Annotated in this window: 16 protein-coding genes and 1 tRNA gene; 13 read left to right on the top strand and 4 right to left on the bottom strand. The window is 64.3% G+C overall.

Annotated features, from left to right (window positions below; translation table 11 throughout):
• Window position 1: 1 nt before the first annotated feature.
• Genes BMX17_RS08845 through BMX17_RS08830 form a run of 4 tightly spaced genes read left to right on the top strand, consistent with a single transcriptional unit; the run spans window position 2 to window position 2,868 of the window.
• The gene (locus BMX17_RS08845) at window positions 2-634 is read left to right on the top strand and encodes a DUF7288 family protein (RefSeq protein ID WP_092659120.1); all 633 of its coding nucleotides are present in this window, start codon (window positions 2-4) and stop codon (window positions 632-634) included.
• Complete coding sequence (locus BMX17_RS08840; protein ID WP_092659119.1) at window positions 628-1,599, top strand: DUF7261 family protein; 972 nt, start codon at window positions 628-630, stop codon at window positions 1,597-1,599. Before BMX17_RS08845 ends, BMX17_RS08840 begins: the two co-directional genes overlap by 7 nt.
• Window positions 1,596-2,054 (top strand): DUF7266 family protein, encoded by a 459-nt coding sequence (locus BMX17_RS08835; protein WP_092659118.1) that lies wholly within the window; start codon window positions 1,596-1,598, stop codon window positions 2,052-2,054. Before BMX17_RS08840 ends, BMX17_RS08835 begins: the two co-directional genes overlap by 4 nt.
• Window position 2,055: 1 nt before the next feature.
• A complete protein-coding gene (locus BMX17_RS08830) occupies window positions 2,056-2,868 on the top strand; it encodes a DUF7289 family protein (protein ID WP_092659117.1) in 813 nt (270 codons plus the stop codon).
• Between the two features lie 356 nt (window positions 2,869-3,224).
• Here BMX17_RS08830 and BMX17_RS08825 read toward each other — a convergent pair whose 3' ends face one another.
• The 3 genes from BMX17_RS08825 to BMX17_RS08815 form a co-directional block, all read right to left on the bottom strand.
• Window positions 3,225-7,160 carry a DUF7289 family protein gene (locus BMX17_RS08825; protein ID WP_139203451.1) on the bottom strand — a complete coding sequence of 1,312 codons (3,936 nt, stop codon included), beginning with the start codon at window positions 7,158-7,160 and terminating at the stop codon, window positions 3,225-3,227.
• Between the two features lie 359 nt (window positions 7,161-7,519).
• Window positions 7,520-8,056, bottom strand: coding sequence for a hypothetical protein (locus BMX17_RS08820; protein WP_092659115.1), 537 nt, complete (start codon window positions 8,054-8,056; stop codon window positions 7,520-7,522).
• A gap of 426 nt (window positions 8,057-8,482) precedes the next feature.
• Window positions 8,483-8,554, bottom strand: a tRNA-Ala gene (locus BMX17_RS08815).
• A gap of 232 nt (window positions 8,555-8,786) precedes the next feature.
• Between BMX17_RS08815 and BMX17_RS08810 the strand changes: the two genes are divergently transcribed.
• Genes BMX17_RS08810 through BMX17_RS08790 form a run of 5 tightly spaced genes read left to right on the top strand, consistent with a single transcriptional unit; the run spans window position 8,787 to window position 12,162 of the window.
• Entirely contained in the window at window positions 8,787-9,425 is a 639-nt protein-coding gene (locus tag BMX17_RS08810) for a DUF7287 family protein (protein WP_139203450.1), read from the top strand.
• Window positions 9,419-10,000: a DUF7288 family protein gene (locus BMX17_RS08805; RefSeq protein WP_092659113.1), complete on the top strand. Its 582-nt coding sequence runs from the start codon at window positions 9,419-9,421 to the stop codon at window positions 9,998-10,000. The genes BMX17_RS08810 and BMX17_RS08805 overlap by 7 nt, the downstream gene beginning before the upstream one ends.
• On the top strand, window positions 9,988-10,944 hold the full coding sequence (locus BMX17_RS08800; RefSeq protein WP_092659112.1) for a DUF7261 family protein: 957 nt from the start codon (window positions 9,988-9,990) through the stop codon (window positions 10,942-10,944). The genes BMX17_RS08805 and BMX17_RS08800 overlap by 13 nt, the downstream gene beginning before the upstream one ends.
• On the top strand, window positions 10,937-11,413 hold the full coding sequence (locus tag BMX17_RS08795) for a DUF7266 family protein (RefSeq protein WP_092659111.1): 477 nt from the start codon (window positions 10,937-10,939) through the stop codon (window positions 11,411-11,413). Before BMX17_RS08800 ends, BMX17_RS08795 begins: the two co-directional genes overlap by 8 nt.
• Window positions 11,410-12,162 carry a DUF7289 family protein gene (locus BMX17_RS08790; protein ID WP_092659110.1) on the top strand — a complete coding sequence of 251 codons (753 nt, stop codon included), beginning with the start codon at window positions 11,410-11,412 and terminating at the stop codon, window positions 12,160-12,162. The genes BMX17_RS08795 and BMX17_RS08790 overlap by 4 nt, the downstream gene beginning before the upstream one ends.
• Here BMX17_RS08790 and BMX17_RS08785 read toward each other — a convergent pair.
• On the bottom strand, window positions 12,159-13,721 hold the full coding sequence (locus BMX17_RS08785) for a DUF7289 family protein (protein ID WP_092659109.1): 1,563 nt from the start codon (window positions 13,719-13,721) through the stop codon (window positions 12,159-12,161). The genes BMX17_RS08790 and BMX17_RS08785 overlap by 4 nt on opposite strands.
• A 334-nt stretch (window positions 13,722-14,055) precedes the next feature.
• Here BMX17_RS08785 and BMX17_RS08780 point away from each other — a divergent pair, with 334 nt between their 5' ends.
• The 4 genes from BMX17_RS08780 to BMX17_RS08765 are packed head-to-tail and all read left to right on the top strand — an operon-like array spanning window position 14,056 to window position 16,561.
• On the top strand, window positions 14,056-14,517 hold the full coding sequence (locus tag BMX17_RS08780) for a 30S ribosomal protein S15 (RefSeq protein WP_092659108.1): 462 nt from the start codon (window positions 14,056-14,058) through the stop codon (window positions 14,515-14,517).
• Window positions 14,518-15,681, top strand: a complete 1,164-nt coding sequence (locus tag BMX17_RS08775; RefSeq protein ID WP_092659107.1) for a hypothetical protein — start codon at window positions 14,518-14,520, stop codon at window positions 15,679-15,681.
• The gene (locus tag BMX17_RS08770; protein WP_092659106.1) at window positions 15,678-15,899 is read left to right on the top strand and encodes a KEOPS complex subunit Pcc1; all 222 of its coding nucleotides are present in this window, start codon (window positions 15,678-15,680) and stop codon (window positions 15,897-15,899) included. The genes BMX17_RS08775 and BMX17_RS08770 overlap by 4 nt, the downstream gene beginning before the upstream one ends.
• Window positions 15,896-16,561: a 30S ribosomal protein S3ae gene (locus BMX17_RS08765; protein WP_092659105.1), complete on the top strand. Its 666-nt coding sequence runs from the start codon at window positions 15,896-15,898 to the stop codon at window positions 16,559-16,561. The genes BMX17_RS08770 and BMX17_RS08765 overlap by 4 nt, the downstream gene beginning before the upstream one ends.
• The last annotated feature ends 70 nt before the right edge of the window (window positions 16,562-16,631 follow it).

Below are 16,631 nucleotides of genomic sequence, written 5' to 3'. Positions count from 1 at the left end.
AATGTCGAAGGATACCTCACACAGAGCACAGGCGTACACCCTGGAGGGTGTCTTCGCCGCGATCATCGTCCTCACGTCGCTGGTATTTGGCCTCCAGATCGTCGATATCGGGCCGTGGGCCAGCGACACGAGCGAGCAGACCAGCGCCCTGGAGACCAGAGCCGAGGACGTGCTGGCCCTGACGGCCAACGACGGGAACCTGAGCAAGATCGTCCGCTGCTATCAGGTCGGTGCCCAGAGCTTCCAGGGCGCGACACTCGACGACGACGCGACCCAGTTCGAGCGACTGTTAAACCAGTCGCTGAGCAATCAGAGCGTCAGCTTCAACGTGTACTTCCGATACCAGACCGAAGACGGCGAGATCGAGTCCGAAGCAGTGTCACAGGAGACGGGCGATCCACAGAGCCTCATCGCACCCTCCGACACGGCCGTCGTCGCGAGTCGGACGGTGGCGATCTACGACGACGAACCGGTCAGGATCAGTGGCGCGAGCGGGACGGCCTGCGGTGACACGTTCAGTAACGCGCCCAGAACCGTCGAGCAGTGGTCGGAGCAGCGACCGTACTTCATGCCCGACGTGGCGCCGAACTCCGACCTGTACAACATCGTGGAGGTGCGAATCGTCGCATGGTGAGTTTGAGCCTCCCCGACGACGAACGCGGGCAGTTGTTGCTCGTCGGCGCGGCAACAATCGCCCTGGTCATCGTCGGCTCCGTCATCCTGCTCAACGGACTGAAGTTCACCGATACGGTCGGGACCGAAGGGAACTTCGACGCCACGGACGAGGCCCAGCGCACCGCGGAGATGGTCCGGGGCGATCTGTCGAAGATGGCCGACCGTGTACGCAATGACACCGGGCTGGTCAATTTCGAGACGGCCATCCGGCAAAACATCTCGATCTACAGCAACCGATTGTCGAACATGACGTTCGCCGACAGTGCGACGTACGTGAACGTCAGTTTGAACAAAAAGAGGTCTGAGATGGATGGATCGGGAGTTCTTGTCAAAGAAACCAATCCTGCGACCCGCTTTACTCACCCGTTCGGAGCGTCGGATTTCAACGACCCATACCCCGTTGCGGAGAACGCGTCCGTGGTCAGTCCGGCTAATCTGACGATCAAGGACTTTTCCTGTAGTGGGACCAGTGCCGGCGTCCGAGTAACCGTGGTGGATCACAAGACGGGGACAGATTACTGGTCGATGCAGATTACGTGTCAGACGACTTCCGACACCGAACTGATTCAGGTAAGGGAAAGCCCGTCCGGTCCACCGATACTTCGACTGGAGGGGGGAAGTGACTTCACCACGACGAACAATGTCGATATCGACATCCGGAGTGGAACGGTCAACGGGAATCAGTGGGATGAGCTGAAATTCGAGTCGGCTGTCGACGGTCCCTACGACATTTCCGCAAAATACGACGGCCCACGCGGACAGGCACTGGAGGGATCGTATATGTTCGGGAGTGACAGCGAATACTCGGCGGTGAACAACCCAGATAAGGAGCGGATTTCGGTGTACCGCCCAGCGTTCACCTTCGTCTACGAGCGACCGGGGATCACGTACAACACGACGCTGATCGAGGAGGGAGGCGCATGAGCTTCCGGGGCGACACCCGCGCGGCCTCGATCGCCCTCAACCACGCACTCACGCTGGGGATCACGGCGATCTTGATCTCGGGGCTGATCATCGGAGCCGGCCAGCTCGTGACCCGGCAGGAAGAACGCGTCAGCGAGCGGGGCCTCACCGACGTGAACGAGGTACTGATCAGCGAGATCCACCAAGTCGACCACCTCGCGACCACCGGGGACCCGTACAATGTCCGATCGAGCGTCTCGCTCCCGTCCCGGGTCGGCGGCGGTGGGTACAACATCGAGTTGGCCGTCAACGGCAAGAACGACGTCGTCCTCTGGACGAACACGACGACGTACACCGTTCCGGTCAAGATCAGCAACGAGACGGCGGTCTGTGAGCGGGCACTCTCGGGCGGCCCGACGAGCGTCAAGTACGATTCGGGCGAGGACTGCATCACGATCGAATCGGGGGTGCGATAGTATGTTCGACGGGGACACACGGCGGCAACGGGCGGTGTCGGATCTGGTCGCGTTCACGCTCACGTTCGCGATCATCGTCAGCGGGATCGGGTTCGTCTACATCAGCGGGTTCGACGCGCTCAACGACCTCCAGGCCGGCGAGAGGGCCAACAGCGCCGACCGGACGATGCAGGGGGTCGCCCAGACCTACGAGGAGATTCACGAGGAGGACATTCCCGGGCGGGCGCTCGAAGTCGAACTCGGCGGGAGTTCGCTCCGGACGACCGAGTCGAGACTGTTCGTACGGATCAACAACACGACGACCGACCCGGAAACGCCGATCATCGAGCGGACGCTCGACCCCAGGGCACTCGTGCTGGATTCGAAAGACGTCCCGACGCGGTTCGTCTACGAGATTGGCGGGTTGTTCCGGCTCGGCCGGCAGGGGCAACTCGTCCGTCATCGACCGACCTTCGAGTGTCGACCGGAGAAACGGGCGACGCTGTCGCTGATCTCACTCCGCGGGAACATCAGCCTCGGTGGTCAGACCTCAGTCGTGCTGGTCGGGCAACACGTCGACGAGGGCTCGGCGAAGCTGTTCCCGGGGCCGGACCCGAACGGCAACCAGTACTTCCAGCCCACAGACGCGGGGAACGTCTCGATCAACGTGTCGGAGATGGCCGCGTCCGACGCCTGGGACCAGTACTTCAGTCGTAGTGGGTGGGAAGAGAGCGCCCGTGATGGGGAGTTCTACTGCAAGGTGGACGAAGGCGGGGACCACGGTGGGACCGTCTTCCTCCGGCGGACGGTCATCGAACTGTCGACGATCTACTGACGCCTGACGGTCCGTTGTTTCCGCTGGTTTTGCCGTGTCACGTCTCAGCGCTCTCTCGGTGCACGCCGAGGTGCCCCAGACCTGATAGGCTCGGATCAGGCACCAGTTGGCCGGCATATCGGACACTGTGTCACGGCCAGCGTGACATCCGAAATCGTTGCACTTCGGAGCCATGGGCCGTCCGGGATCCACCGCCGATCCACGATACCGAACCCGCTCGACGACAGTCCACACTGCCGGGAAGTATAGCCGTTCCAGTGACGGGACGAATCACAGCGAGAAGAGGGATGGATTCCAGCGCCGACGCGGCCAGCGAGGATGGCGGACATCTCCGACCGGAGGATAGCCAGCGAACGTTACCCGCCGAGCGCGATGACGTTCGCGTCGATGGAGATCAGGTCGGTGTCGAACGACGCCTGGGACCGGGCGTTGTCGGGGACGAAGAGCGTCCCCGACTCGGTATCGTCGCTCGTCGAGATCTCGTAAGCGTACACGCCCGGATCAAGCGTCGTGTCGAGGTCGACGGTGGAGATGTCCGCACCGGCCCGAACCTGAACGGAGTTGCTCTTGTCGATATCGGGTGCTCCGCTCGGGCTAGTCCCCTCCCAGAGTTTCACCGAGAGCGAACCAGACTCGGCGATCAGTTCCGGATTGTTCACCACGATGTCGAGGCGTTGCGGTGCCACGTCCAGATCCGTCCGGGCCCCGGGTTCGAGTTTGGTCACGCCGACGTAGGCCCCGTCGATCCGCAGTCGCGGCTCCTCGACGTTGACATCCACTGTCGAAGTGGTGTTGGCCGATGACACCGCGACTTCGAACCGCCCGCGTGTGTTGTCGTCGGGATCGAACGTCATCTGGACCGTCTTCGTCTGCCCGGGCGAGAGCGTGAGACCGCTTCTGGTCTGGGTGGAGTCACCGACTGCGACGGTCCCGGATTCCGGCGTCGCAGTGAAGTCGATGTCCTGTGTCCCGGAGATCGACCCGACGTTGGTCACCTCGGCGGCGATGGTGAAGGTGTCGGTCTGCTCGACGACCGTGTCGGTCGCCGAGGAGTCGACGTTGACGACGAAGGCGTCGTACGAAGAGGTCCCGACGTAGATGCTCCGGGTGACGCTCTCGTTGTTCGCGCTCAGATTGATCGTCAGCGTGTGGGCCCCGGGTGCCATCGTCGGCGCTTCGAGCGAGACGGTCTTGGTCTCGCCCTCAGAGACGTTGACGCTACTCTCGGTCGCCTCGACGGTCCCGTCGACGGCAAGCGTCACGTTTGTCGTGTCGGGGGCCGTTCCGATGTTGCCGACGGTGACGTTCACCTCGGGCGTGTCGGTCGGCGCGACTTTCGCGGGCGCGTCGGTGTCGTTGATCTGGAGCACCGGATCGCCGGGTGCCGACGGGTCAGTCGACGTGTTCAGCGCCCGGAAGAGCACGACGGCGTCGTTGAAGTCCGGGTCGCCAGCGTAGTACGCGTTGTCCGGATCGGCGTCCGCCTCGGAGAGTTCGTACATCAGCACGCGCTCGTTCTCCCGCAGGTCGAACCGCCCGTTGGGCGTCGTGTGGTTCTCGATGATCTCGGCGACGCTCCGCTGGTCCTCGCTGGCGGCCTCGAAGCCGGGGACCCGCTCACCGTCTTTCTTGATCACCAGATTCGAGGGGTTCTGGCTCTGGCTGATCCCGATCCACGGGTTCACCCAGTCGGTACAGACGAGGCGGTCGGCGGTGACCCAGTTCGGCTCTCCCCACTCCCCTCGATCCGGATTCGGGATCCACCTGTATCCATCTCCGTTCTCGGGAATGTCGACGTCCTCGTAGTTGCCGGGTCGGATGAACTCTCCGCCACCACACGTATAGGATTTCGCGAACACGGAGACGTTCGTTCCGGCACCGACCGTCGTAGTGTAGTTGAGCGACGGATCGTCTTGCATCTGGAGGACGCGCTTCGTCGGCGTATTCATGTCCTGGGTCCCCCACGGTCTGTCGATCCCGTCCGGGTTCGAGTCGTTCTGGAGCGCGACGTACATCTCGATAGGGCTACGGAAGATGTCGTAGCTCCCGTCGTACCCGGCCTGCGTGTTATCGGAGAGACCCGTCAGCGCAGTCCCTTCGACCGTCAGGCTGATCGTCATGTTCCGCGTGATGCCGATCGACGTGCCGTTGTCGTCACCGATTCCCGGACTGTCGGGGACATTCTCAGTCACGTAGACATCCTGAGTCAGCGTCATGTTGTCTGTCGAGACTGTGACCGGATACGTCCCGTTACTGGTCCCCGACGGAATCTCGTAGGACCCCTCGACGACGGTTTCGTTGTCGACGTCGAGCCACTCCGTCCCCGAACTGATCGTCGTCCCGTCGAACGCGATCGAGTACGACATCGACCCGTTGGCCACGCCCGTGTTGACGATCAGCGCAGAGACGTTCAGCGACTCCTCCGGTTCGACCGGGTCCGGTACCGCACCGGCCTCCTGAACGAGGAAGTACGCCGCCTCGCTGTCACCGGCAGTGAAACTCCCGGTGGCAGACTCGTTTTTGGTGACGACCTCGTACGTGTGCACACCGCCCTCGTCGACTTCGAGGTCGTCGAAGGAGATCGTCTGTGTGCTACCGCTGGGGATCGTTTTCGTCTTGGTCTCGGTCGTGACCACGACCCCGCTCTCGTTGCGGACGTAGAGCTCGATATCCTGTTTCCCACCGGAGCTCCCTTCGTTTTTCACGGTCGTACTGATGTCGAAGTCGTCGCCGACGACCACCGCCTTGCCGCTCGGCGGTGTCGTCCCCTGAATGCCGAAGTACTCGTTGTCTCCGATCAGAATATCGGTCGAGTCGATTTCGGCCGGACTGCGACGGTTGTCGACCGCGAACGTCGCGTTCAGGTTCCCCTGCAGGTAGGTCGGAATGTCGTAGGTGAGAGTGCGGGTCCCACCTGCCGAGAGAGTGAGTTCCCGCGATTCGAGAACCGTCCGATCCGAACCATCGGCGTCGGGGAAGGTGAACTCGACGGTCTTGGTCGCCTCGACTGTCCCCGTGTTCGTGATCTCGGCCGTGATAGTCTCGCTGTCGGACGCCTGCATACTCGCGGGTGCGTCCGTGATCGTGGTCTCGAACATCGTGAGATCGCCGGTCGACGGGACGATCTGCACCGTCCCGTTCCGGACCTGATCACCGGTGTCGAGACTGTATCTGTAGGTGTTCCCGCTGGTGAGGTTGTCGTGCTCGACCCGGAACGGGAGGGTGACGTTCTGGTTGTTCAGCAGCGAGAGGTTCCTGTATCCGGTCACGTTCGACGCTTCGAGGGTCCACGAGCCGCCGCCCTTGCTGTACCAGTCGAGCGTCACGTTCTGTGCGCCGGTCAGTCGACCGGTGTTGTTCACCGTCGCGTTGACCCAGAAATCCTCCGAGTCCGTGTTCGTCTGGTAGGCCACGAGTGCCGGCGGGTCTTCGACGACGTAGGTAGGTTCAACCCGTTCGCCGATTGTGAAGGTGATCGAGACGTTCTCGCCAGCGTCGACGGTCGAATCGGGTGTCTCGATGGTCGTCCGATCCGGTGAGAAGTTCCGCTTGGCGTACGTGTGCCAGGCCGTCGCGAACGGACTGTTCTGGATCGAGACCGTCATGTTGGACAACACCCGCGGATCACAGGTGATGTCGGACGGCGTCACACCCGGGTTGGCCTCGATTTCCTCGAAGTTCTTGTCGGTCAGCAGTGCCTTCTGCAGGTACTCGTTTTTCAGCTGTGAGCCCGACTCGTTGACGGTCGCGACGAGTCGATCGGAATCACTCATGTGGCCGTCGAAGTCCGCGAGTTTGATGCCGATCTGGCCCTCACGGTAGTTGAGCGCCGGCGGCGACACGACAGAACTGCTGCCACGTGAAGATTTGCGCCAGACCCCACCGGCCTCGTAGCCGATTATATCGCCTTCTTCCGTCTCCGCGAGTAGTGTGCCGATAGAGATTGGCCCGGTGTAACAGACGTTCCCCCCACTCGCGACATCTGCGTTCTCACCGACGGAGAGATTGATCGTCGTCCGTTCGATCGTCCGAACGTCCCCGCCGAGATTCGACGGGAACTCGAAGGCCATCCGGTTGTTGTTCTCGAGATCGTCGATGCGAGACGAAATCTCGCGCATCGACTGTTCGGCGACCTCGACCTGGTTCTGGTTGTTCACATCCTGAACGATACTACCACCGAGAACCACGACGACGAGGGCACCAAGCGCGACGATGCCGACGAGCAACGCCAGTCCAACGACTGGCGAGACGGCTCTGTCACCCGTTGGCATCCCTTCCCCTGGGGCTGTCATATCACCTTTAATTCCCGGTAGTTGAATAAAAACCCATCGACAGTTATGATCGCTGTGCCCAGTATGGATCTAAAAAACAGCCAGTTACTCGATTTCGGTTTCTGATAAGGAACCGACCGTTGGAGTCTCAGATTTCGAAGTGGAGAGTTGCAGTACCCGGAGTCAGGGTGTCGGGCCCGGAACGGGAACCCCACCTCGACACCGGCCTCTCAAGCCGGCGGAACGAGACCACGGCCGGCAAGCCGATCGTACAGCCAGACCGAGACCGGAAGTCCGACGATTCGGCTCATCTGGTCGGTTCCATGGGCCGGTACCGGACACACGGCAAAACGCGACTCGGCAGTGTCGTGGCCGCCACATCAGGCCCCCAACCGTCCGCCGTTCTGGAGTGCCGCCGTCACGATGCCAGCCGTCTGTCCGAGTCCGACGACCGCCAGCCCCGCGACCGCAACCGTCGCGTCGCCCAGCAGTGCGGCCCCACCAGCCGCGAACAGCCCGAGTCCGAGGAGCGACAGCGCCGCACCCACCAGATAGACGTGTCGGTAGGCGGGCCCCGACATCGCTGTCCACGTCCTGATGTAAGCAGCCGCCGGGAGGACGATCCAGGCGTACAGCGCCAGCGCGGCCAGCGGATCACTCCCCGGCGTGACGACCAGATCGACCGTCCCGAGGATGGTGACGACGCCCCCGACCGCCAGGACACGCTGCCACGCGCTCAGGACCGGACCGGTCATCTCCGACAGCGTCGTCACGAAGAAAATCACGAGTAACACGCTCATCACTGTCATAGCGATCAGGACGGTCCGGGCCGTGACCACCCCGAGAACCGCCGCGGCGGCGAAGATCCAGGCCGCTGGTACCAGTCCCGCCGGTCCCACGTCTTTCAGCACACCCATGCCACGTGCCAACGGACGACGGCGTGTTGTGTATTCCGGTCGACCACTGGTATCGGTGTCCCTCGACCACGCGTGGAAAGCGCCGCCCGACTGGCGTCGGACACGCCGAAGGAACGGAAGTGGACTCGCGGGGGTCCCGCGAGCCGAGCGAGTGGGACCACGCGAGGGAACGAACGACTGACGGAGCGAAGCGACGGAAGGAGTGAGTGGACTCGCGGGGATTTTGAACCAGAGGAAGACGGTCACCTCGCGCTGCTCGGTGCTGCGACTTCCAGGGTTCAAATCCCCGCATCGACGACAATCTGCGCCGCTCAGAACGATGAGCGGCGCAGAATAATGGACTCGCGGGGGTCCCGCGAGCGGGGCGAGTGGGACCACGCGAGGGAACGAGTGACTGACCGAGTGAAGCGACGGAAGGAACGGAAGTGGACTCGCGGGGATTTGAACCCCGGGCCTTCCCCGTGCCAGGGGGATGATCTACCGCTGATCTACGAGCCCGCGCACTCATCGCTACCCGTCGAGTTTTCTTAAACCCATCGAAGGAGTTGCTCCACGGGGAGACAACTCACAACACGTTGGGTCGGCCAAAACGGTTATATGCCAATAACGACGGCCAAAACCCCTATTACGCCAGTTCCGTGAGTGACGATAGTCGAAAGTCCCAGTCGGCGGCGGGACGAGAAGTGAGCACGAACGGACGATCGTGTGGCCGAATTCGGACGAGATTCATATGAAACGCTGGAGTATGTCCGATCGGGACGGCACAGCCGATAGCCGCGAGTCGGGCTCGGACCGACCGTCGGTCGAAATGACGAGCGGGAACCGGAACCGCGCACAGACCACGCTCGATTTCACGACTGGTGTCGTGCTGTTCGTGTTCGTCCTGGTCGCGATTTTCGCGTTCGTGGCGGGAACGATTCAGCCGTTCACCGCCGGTGATCAGGAGGACATCGTGGCGGTCAACAGAGTCGCCGACGGGCTGGCAAAAGACACGCTCGGCGATCCGGACACGCCCTACATCCTGGACGCGGACTGTACGGTCGCGTTTTTCGAGGGCGGGAGCCCACCCCCGGACTGTCGGTTCGGGAGCCCGCCCCTCAGAGAACAGGTCGGCGTGACCGACAGTGCGTTCCTCAACGTCACGCTTCGCGGGAACGTGAGCGGATCGAGCTCGCCCAACGAGTTGCTCTGCTGGGACGAGACAGCCGGGAAGCTGGTCGAACAGGGTACGACGGACTGCACCGGGACCGACGTGGAGACGCTCGCGGTCGGCGACGATGCCGCATCGGGGGCCCAGTCGTCGGTGACCGCACGGCGCTCGGTGTCGATCAACGGGACCAGCGTCTCGCTGGTGGTGAAACTATGGTGAGCGAGCGCGGGCAGGTCCACACGCTGGAGGCCATCGTCGCGGGGCTGTTGCTGATGTCGAGCATCGTCTTCGCGCTCCAGATGACGGCGGTGACGCCGCTGTCGGCGAGTACGTCGAGCCAGCACATCGAGAACCAGCAAGAAGCCAGCGCCGCGGGCGTGCTGGCGACGGCGGCCCGGAACGATTCGTTGCGCGAGACGGTGCTGTACTGGAACAGCACGGAGAGTCGGTTCCACGGTGCGACCGTCAACGGGTTCTACACCAGAAAGCTGCCGACGGAGCTTGGCCGGAGGCTCCAGCAGACGTTCGGGGACCGCGGCATCGCGTACAACGTCTACGTGACCTACTACAAATCCGGGCGGCCCCAGCGCAAGCCGATCCTCTACCGAGGGGAACCGACCGACAACGCGGTGTCGGCGGGCAAGACCGTGGTCATCGCGAACGAGACTCGGCTGTTGCACGAGAACATGACTCGCGGGCCGCGAGTGAACAACTCGAACTTCTACGCCGACAAGAACGGCGAGGGACCAGTCTTCGACGTGGTCCGCGTGGAGGTGGTCGTGTGGCGGATCTGAGAAGCGACGACCGTGCGCAGGTCCTGCTGGTCGCGGGGTTCGTCCTCGCGGCGTCGTTCGTCGCGCTGACGCTGGTCTTGAACTCCGTCATCTACACTGAAAACCTCGCCACCCGCGGGGACGACGCCGGCGGCGGGGACGCGATCAGCTACCGCAACGACGTGGCCGACGGGCTGGAGTCGATGGTCGAGTCGGTCAATCGGAACGGCTCGACACAGCCGGTGCTTCGGGACAAACTCTCGCGGGCGGTCGTCTCGACGAGTCGTCGGGCCGCACAGTTTCAGGTGTTGCGCGGGATCAGTGCCAACGCGACGCTGGTCTCGGTCGAGTGGGGGACCCGTATCGGCCAGAATCGGACGACGGGGAACTTCACGAACTCGACCGTGCCGGCCAGCGCCGACGTGGCCAGCGACTGGACGATCGCCACGGGCGTCGAGGGAACGCGCTCGGCACGGATCAACGTGACCGACTCCTCGGAACTGGCCCTGTCGTCCAACGACCCCCTGGAGGTGCAGGTTACCGACGGCACGCCCTGGACGCTCACGCTGTTCAAGAACAACAGCGCCGGCACGACGACCGCGATCAGGGCCGACCCGCCTTCGGGGCCGTCGCGCGTCTGTTCGGCTGGGTCCGACCCCACCATCGGACTGACGGCGGGGACAATCAATGGAACGGACTGTCCGGCGCTGGAGTACGGTGAGGGTATCTCGACGCCCTACACCATCGCCGTCGAGAACGGTCGACAGTTCCAGGGCACCTACTCGCTGGTGGTGGACGAAGTGATCGACAGTACGGACATCGAGCACGACAACTACGGGACAGCGCCCGACGTGCCGTTCGCACTGCCGGCGGTCTACGCGGCGACGGTCCACGTCGAGTACCAGTCCACGTCGCTGTCGTACGCGACCGATACGCGGATACACCCGGGTGAGAGCGATGACTGAGGGAGCGAAGCGGACGGCGACGCGTGACGACCGCGGCGTCTCGACGACGCTGAACTACGTGCTCGGGCTGGCCATCGCGCTCATCCTAGTCACGGGTCTGCTGTTGGCGGGCGGGACGTTCGTCGAGAACCAGCGCGATCAGAGCATCGAGACGGAACTGGAAGTGCTGGCCGAACAGGTGAGTTCCGACGTGGAGATGGCCGACCGGCTGGTGGAGACGACGAGCGACAACGAGTCGGTGCAGGTCGGTCGCGACCTTCCGGCACGCGTGGCCGGAAGCACCTACGAGGTCAGGTTCGACGGCGGGACCGACCCGCAGGTCGTGGTTCGGACGACCGATCCCGAGATCGCCGTCAGGGTCCCCGTGAAAACGTCGACGCCGATCGAGTCGTCGTCGGTGTCCGGCGGAACCATCGCGGTCAACTACACCGCGAGCGACGAACTCGCACTGGAGGACGAATCGACATGAGCCGAAACCGTGCAGTGAGCGACGTGATCGGATTCGTGATCGTGTTCTCGCTGGTCGCGGCGACCGTGGGTATCGTCTCGGTCAGCGGCATCAGCATCTTACAGGACGCGCGCGACGCCGAGCAGGTGAACAACGCCGAGCGAGCCTTCGACGTGCTCGCGGACAACATGACCGACATCCACCAGGAGGGTGCGCCGAGCCGTTCGACCGAGATCAAACTCGACAACGCACGGCTGGAGGTTCGGTCACCTATCAGAATCAACGTCACCGGCGTCGATCCGGGCGGAGAGAATCCGAACGTCTCCTACTCGGCGACGCCGATCATGTACGAGGGGCGCAGCGATACGGCCATCGTCTACGAGGGCGGTGCCGTCTTCCGTGACTCGCCACAGGGCGGCGTCGTCAGCCAGGAGCCACCGTTCCGGTTCACGGACGGCGAAGTGATCATCCCGATCATCCAGACCAAGCAGATGGGCAACGCCACGAGCGTCAGCGGCGGTACGGTCCGAGTCCGGGCCGAACGGGCGGTCCGGGAACCGTTGCCCGAATTCGTCCAGCGGCAGGCCGACTACGACGCCCTGATCGTCAACGTTACCTCGCCGCGGTACCGGCTCTGGCGGCGCTACCTCGAAGACGACGCCGACGCCACCTGCAAGATAACCCGCCCGGAGACGGTCCAGTGTCGGATCGACGATCCGAAGCGGCTGTCGGTCACGCGGACCCTGATCAACTTCGAGTTCGAGACCTAGTCGAAGTCGACCGCGATCTCGTTTTCCGTCACGTGGAGGTACGTGATGTACTCCGCGCCGCTCGCGGTCTCGTAGGTGAGCGTCCCCGAGGAGGCGTCCTGCACGATGGCACGACTGTTCCCCGGCCCCATCTGTGAGGTCATGTCGATGTCGGGGCCCATCACCGAGGTGTAGTGGTTGACGATTTCGTCGAGCGTGCGCCCGGTCGCGGTGTCTCCCGCGGAGTACTGAACGGTCGGCTCCCAGCCGACGCCGGCCCCAGCGTGCTGGTCGAGCGTCGCGTCGCCGTGGGAGTAGTCACACTTGATGTTCTCACCGAAGCGCCACTTGTTGCCGCCGTTCCCGCAACTGATCCCGGGCGCGTCCTGGTCGTAGTCCATGTCGACAGAATCGGAGAGCATATCGATCGACAGTTGCGGGCCGTCGCTGGTACAGCTCCAGCTGATCGCGCTGTTCGAGGGGTCGATCTCGGCCTCCCAGTACTCGTACTCGCCGGAGCCGTCACCGGAGTAGTAGTACATCCCGACGTACACGTCCGAGTCCGGCGGTGAGCCCGGACAGCTACTGTGGTAGTTGTTCCCCGTCGGGAGGACGTGTAACTCGTACTCCTGATTGTTCTGCTCGTCGTACAGCGAGAAGTGGTCGTTGTTTCCGTTGGTGTAGACGATGTCGAACTCGAACGTTTTGAGCGGGTGCCCCTCGGCGATCCCGTCCGCCGGGACGCTCTCACCCTCTTCGGGGATGGTGAAGGACCCGGGCGGGCCGCCGATGGACTTCAACTGGAGGCGGACGGTTCGGTTGCTGTCCCACACGGTGACTTCGCCGGTCGTTCGCTCCCGGAAGTACGTCGCCCAGGCCTCGTAGTAGTCGCTCCGAACGGAGACGTTGACCGTCCCGTTGCGGATCGGGTTCGTGTAGTTGCGCTCGGTGCCGTTGTAGGGGACGCCGATCTCGTCGCCGACGGTCGGCGGCGACCTGGCGGGGAAGACCAGATCGGCCTGCGTCTGTGGCTGGATCGAGACGTCGACGCTCCCCTTGGCGTTGCCGCCGCCGAGCGTACGGATGATCGGAAGCGTCAGCGTCGCGCCCCGGTAGTGAAACTCCGGTGGGGAGATCATGCGGGCCTCGCCGTCGGGGGCGTGCCGCCAGACGCCGCCCCCCTGGTATGCCAGCGACTGGTCGCCGTTCTCGTAGAGCAACGCACCCAGCGACTTGTTGTAGATCACCTCGCGCTCGTCGTCGTCGTCTTCGGAGTAGTTGTTGTGGACGATACGCATCCACCCGGACTCGTCCTGGACCGAGAACGTACCGCCGCCCTGCCCGAACGAGATCGTCTGTCCGTTGGAATCGCCCAGCGCGACCATCGCTGCCCGGGAGTCGAAAAGCGTCATCGAGTGTTCGGCGCGCTGGATTTCGGACTGGGATTGGGTCTCCGAGAGTCCACCGACGCCGATGAGCACGATGATCGCCATCCCGGCCATGACGATGGCGAACACGAGGACGTAGCCGATCGGCCCGGATTGTGCGCGCGTTCCCGGCCGCCGCGTCCCTGCTACCATATTGCCACAGGTTGCGTACCGAGGAGCAAAAGCGCTCTGGCCGTATTCTCAGAACTGGGCGAAAGAAACCCAGACACGCCGGATTCGAGTTCGAGAGTGACGCCGATACGTAGGGGGCGTCCGGAACCGCGAGTAGAAACCGTAAAGTGTGAGAGCGGGAAGGTTGGGGTGGGAACAGCACGACCGCAAATCCGACGCGCCGCTACGTTCACTTTCGCGGCTTGGGATTGCGGTAGTGTTTCGGCAGTCCGCCGGCCCGCGGTGTCGGCCACCGAGGCCAGCACCGCCTGCCGGCACGCCGGACAGCGGTCGATGCGGTTCCAATCACTCAACAATGGCACGAATGCACACACGCCGCCGCGGCTCGTCCGACTCGGACAAGCCCGTGGCAGACGAACCGCCGGAGTGGAGCGACGTCGACGCCGACGCCGTCGAAGAACGCGTCGTCGAACTGGCAGAGCAGGGGCACAGTCCCAGCGAGATCGGGCTGAAGCTCCGTGACGAGGGCGTCCAGGGGACGCCGGTCCCAGACGTGGCCCTCGCCACGGACAAGAAGATTACCGAGATCCTCGAGGAGCACGACGCCGAGCCCGAGTTCCCCGAGGACCTGCGCAACCTGATGAAGCGGGCCGTCCGTCTGCGCGATCACATGGACGAGAACCCCAACGACCATCAGAACAAGCGCGCGCTCCAGAACACCCAGTCGAAGATCCGCCGCCTGGTCGATTACTACCGCGGCGACGAGCTCGACGCCGACTTCACGTACTCCTACGACAAAGCCAAGGAACTCCTGTAGATGTCCACCGCCGACCGTCCAGCCGAGTCAGCCTCGGCCGCGAGCGACGTGGCCGCCGTCTGCCGCGACGCCGAGTTCGTTCGGCTCGTCGCGACCGCCGACGGCGACGCCCTGGCGGCGACCGGCGTTCTCGCGCGGGCGCTCGCGGCGACCGACCGGCCCTTCCAGGCCAGCGTCGTCGCCCCGACCGCGACCGCCGAGCGGGCCACCGAGGCCGACGCGACGATTACGCTCGGCCGCGACGACGCCACCGTGGACGCCGCGATTCCGTCCGGCTCGCAGCCGATCAGCGAGGTCGCGTTTCGGGCCGCCGAGGAACTCGGTAGCGCCGACGCCGTCCTCGCGCTGGCCGGTGCGACCGTGGCCGCCGCCACACCGAGTGGCCACCTGCGCGAGGCCGCGGGCGTCGAACGCCGTCCGGGCGTCGCGACGCCGAGGACGGACCTCATCGAGGGACTGGCCTACGGCACCCGCCTGCACGCACCGTTCTCGGGCGACCCGGACGACGTTCGGACCGCGCTGGCCGACTGCAACCTCATGCTCGCGGCCGAGGACGCCGACAGCATGGACGAGGACGAGCGCAGACGGCTCGCGTCGATGATCGCACTCCGCACCGTCGGAGCCGACGACGCGACCCAGCGCGCCGCCGAGTGCGTCGAGGACGCACTCTTTCCCCACGCAGGCGGTCCCTTCGGGACCGTCGAGGGGTACGGTGACGTGCTGGACGCCGTCGCCCGGGAAGCGCCCGGCACCGGCGTCGCGCTGGCGCTCGGTCACGACGCGCGCGATGCGGCCCTCGACGCCTGGCAGACCCACGGCGAGCGCGCCCACCAGGCGCTCGCGAACGCGACGACGGGTCGGTACGACGGCCTGTTCGTCGCTCGCGCTGGCGCGGACGACCTCGACCTCCCCGATTCGGCGTCGATTCCGGTCGGGACAGCCGCGCGCCTGTGCCGGGACTTCCGGTCGCCGGAGCCGGTGGCGCTGTTCGTCACCGACGGGCAGGCCGCCGCAGCGGCGGTCGAGGACCGCCAGCTCGGCGCGACGATGGACGCGGCAGTCGAGCGCGTCGGCGGCCGTGCGACCGGGACGAGCCGGCACGCACAGGCCGGCTTCGAGACCGACACCGCCTCGTTCATCGAGGCGTTCAGGGAGGCACTATGAGAGCCGTCATCGAGACGACCCACGACGATGCCGAGCGGGCCGCGATGGTCGCGGCCGCGCTCGGGCCGGACAACACCGACGAGATGGAGACGACGGTCGACGGCGAGACGGTCAGGACGGTCATCGAACGGGAGTCGACCGGCGGGTTGCACGCGACGGTCGACGATTACGTGGTCAACTGCACAGTTGCGGACGAACTAACCCAGACACAATCATGAGCGAACGATCAGTTTCACGACAGAAGCAGGGCAAGCAGTGGTACACCGTGTTCGCGCCCGAGCAGTTCGAGCGCGAGGAACTCGGTGACACGCCCGCAGAAGAATCGGAACAGGTCCTCGGACGGACCATCGAAACCACGCTGGGCGATCTGAAATCGGACGCCAGCGAGAACAACAAGAAGCTCACCTTCCAGGTCGACGAGGTGGCCGGTGACTCGGCCTACACCCAGTTCGACACCTTCGAGCTGACACGCGACTACAAGCGCAGCCTCGTCCGCCGGGGCTCCTCGAAGATCGAGGCCTTCGTCACCGTGCTGACGACCGACGACTACCGGCTGCAGATCCAGCCCGTCGCGTACACGACCAAATCGGCGGACCACAGCCAGGAGAAGGCCATCCGCCGGACGATGATCGACCTCGTCGAGGAGGCCGCGAGCGACCGCACCTTCAAAGACCTCGTCGACAGCGTCGTCGAAGGTCGCCTCTCCTCGGCCATCTACAACGACGCGAAGCTCATCTACCCGGTGCGCCGCGTCGAGATCCAGAAGACGACCCTCGAGGCCCGCCCCGAGGAAGTCGCCGCCGAAGAGGAGGCCAGCGTCGACGTGGACGAGGACGACACCGACGTGGCGGCCGACGAAGACGTGGACGACGAGGCGTAATCCGACCCGATTTTCGATTTTTTCACGCGCCGAGAGTGACGACGCCGGTCGAGGCCTGTCCGTCCGCGCG

Source organism: Halorientalis persicus (genome assembly GCF_900110215.1).
Lineage (GTDB): Archaea > Halobacteriota > Halobacteria > Halobacteriales > Haloarculaceae > Halorientalis > Halorientalis persica.
This window is presented reverse-complemented; position numbering and strand designations above follow the sequence as displayed.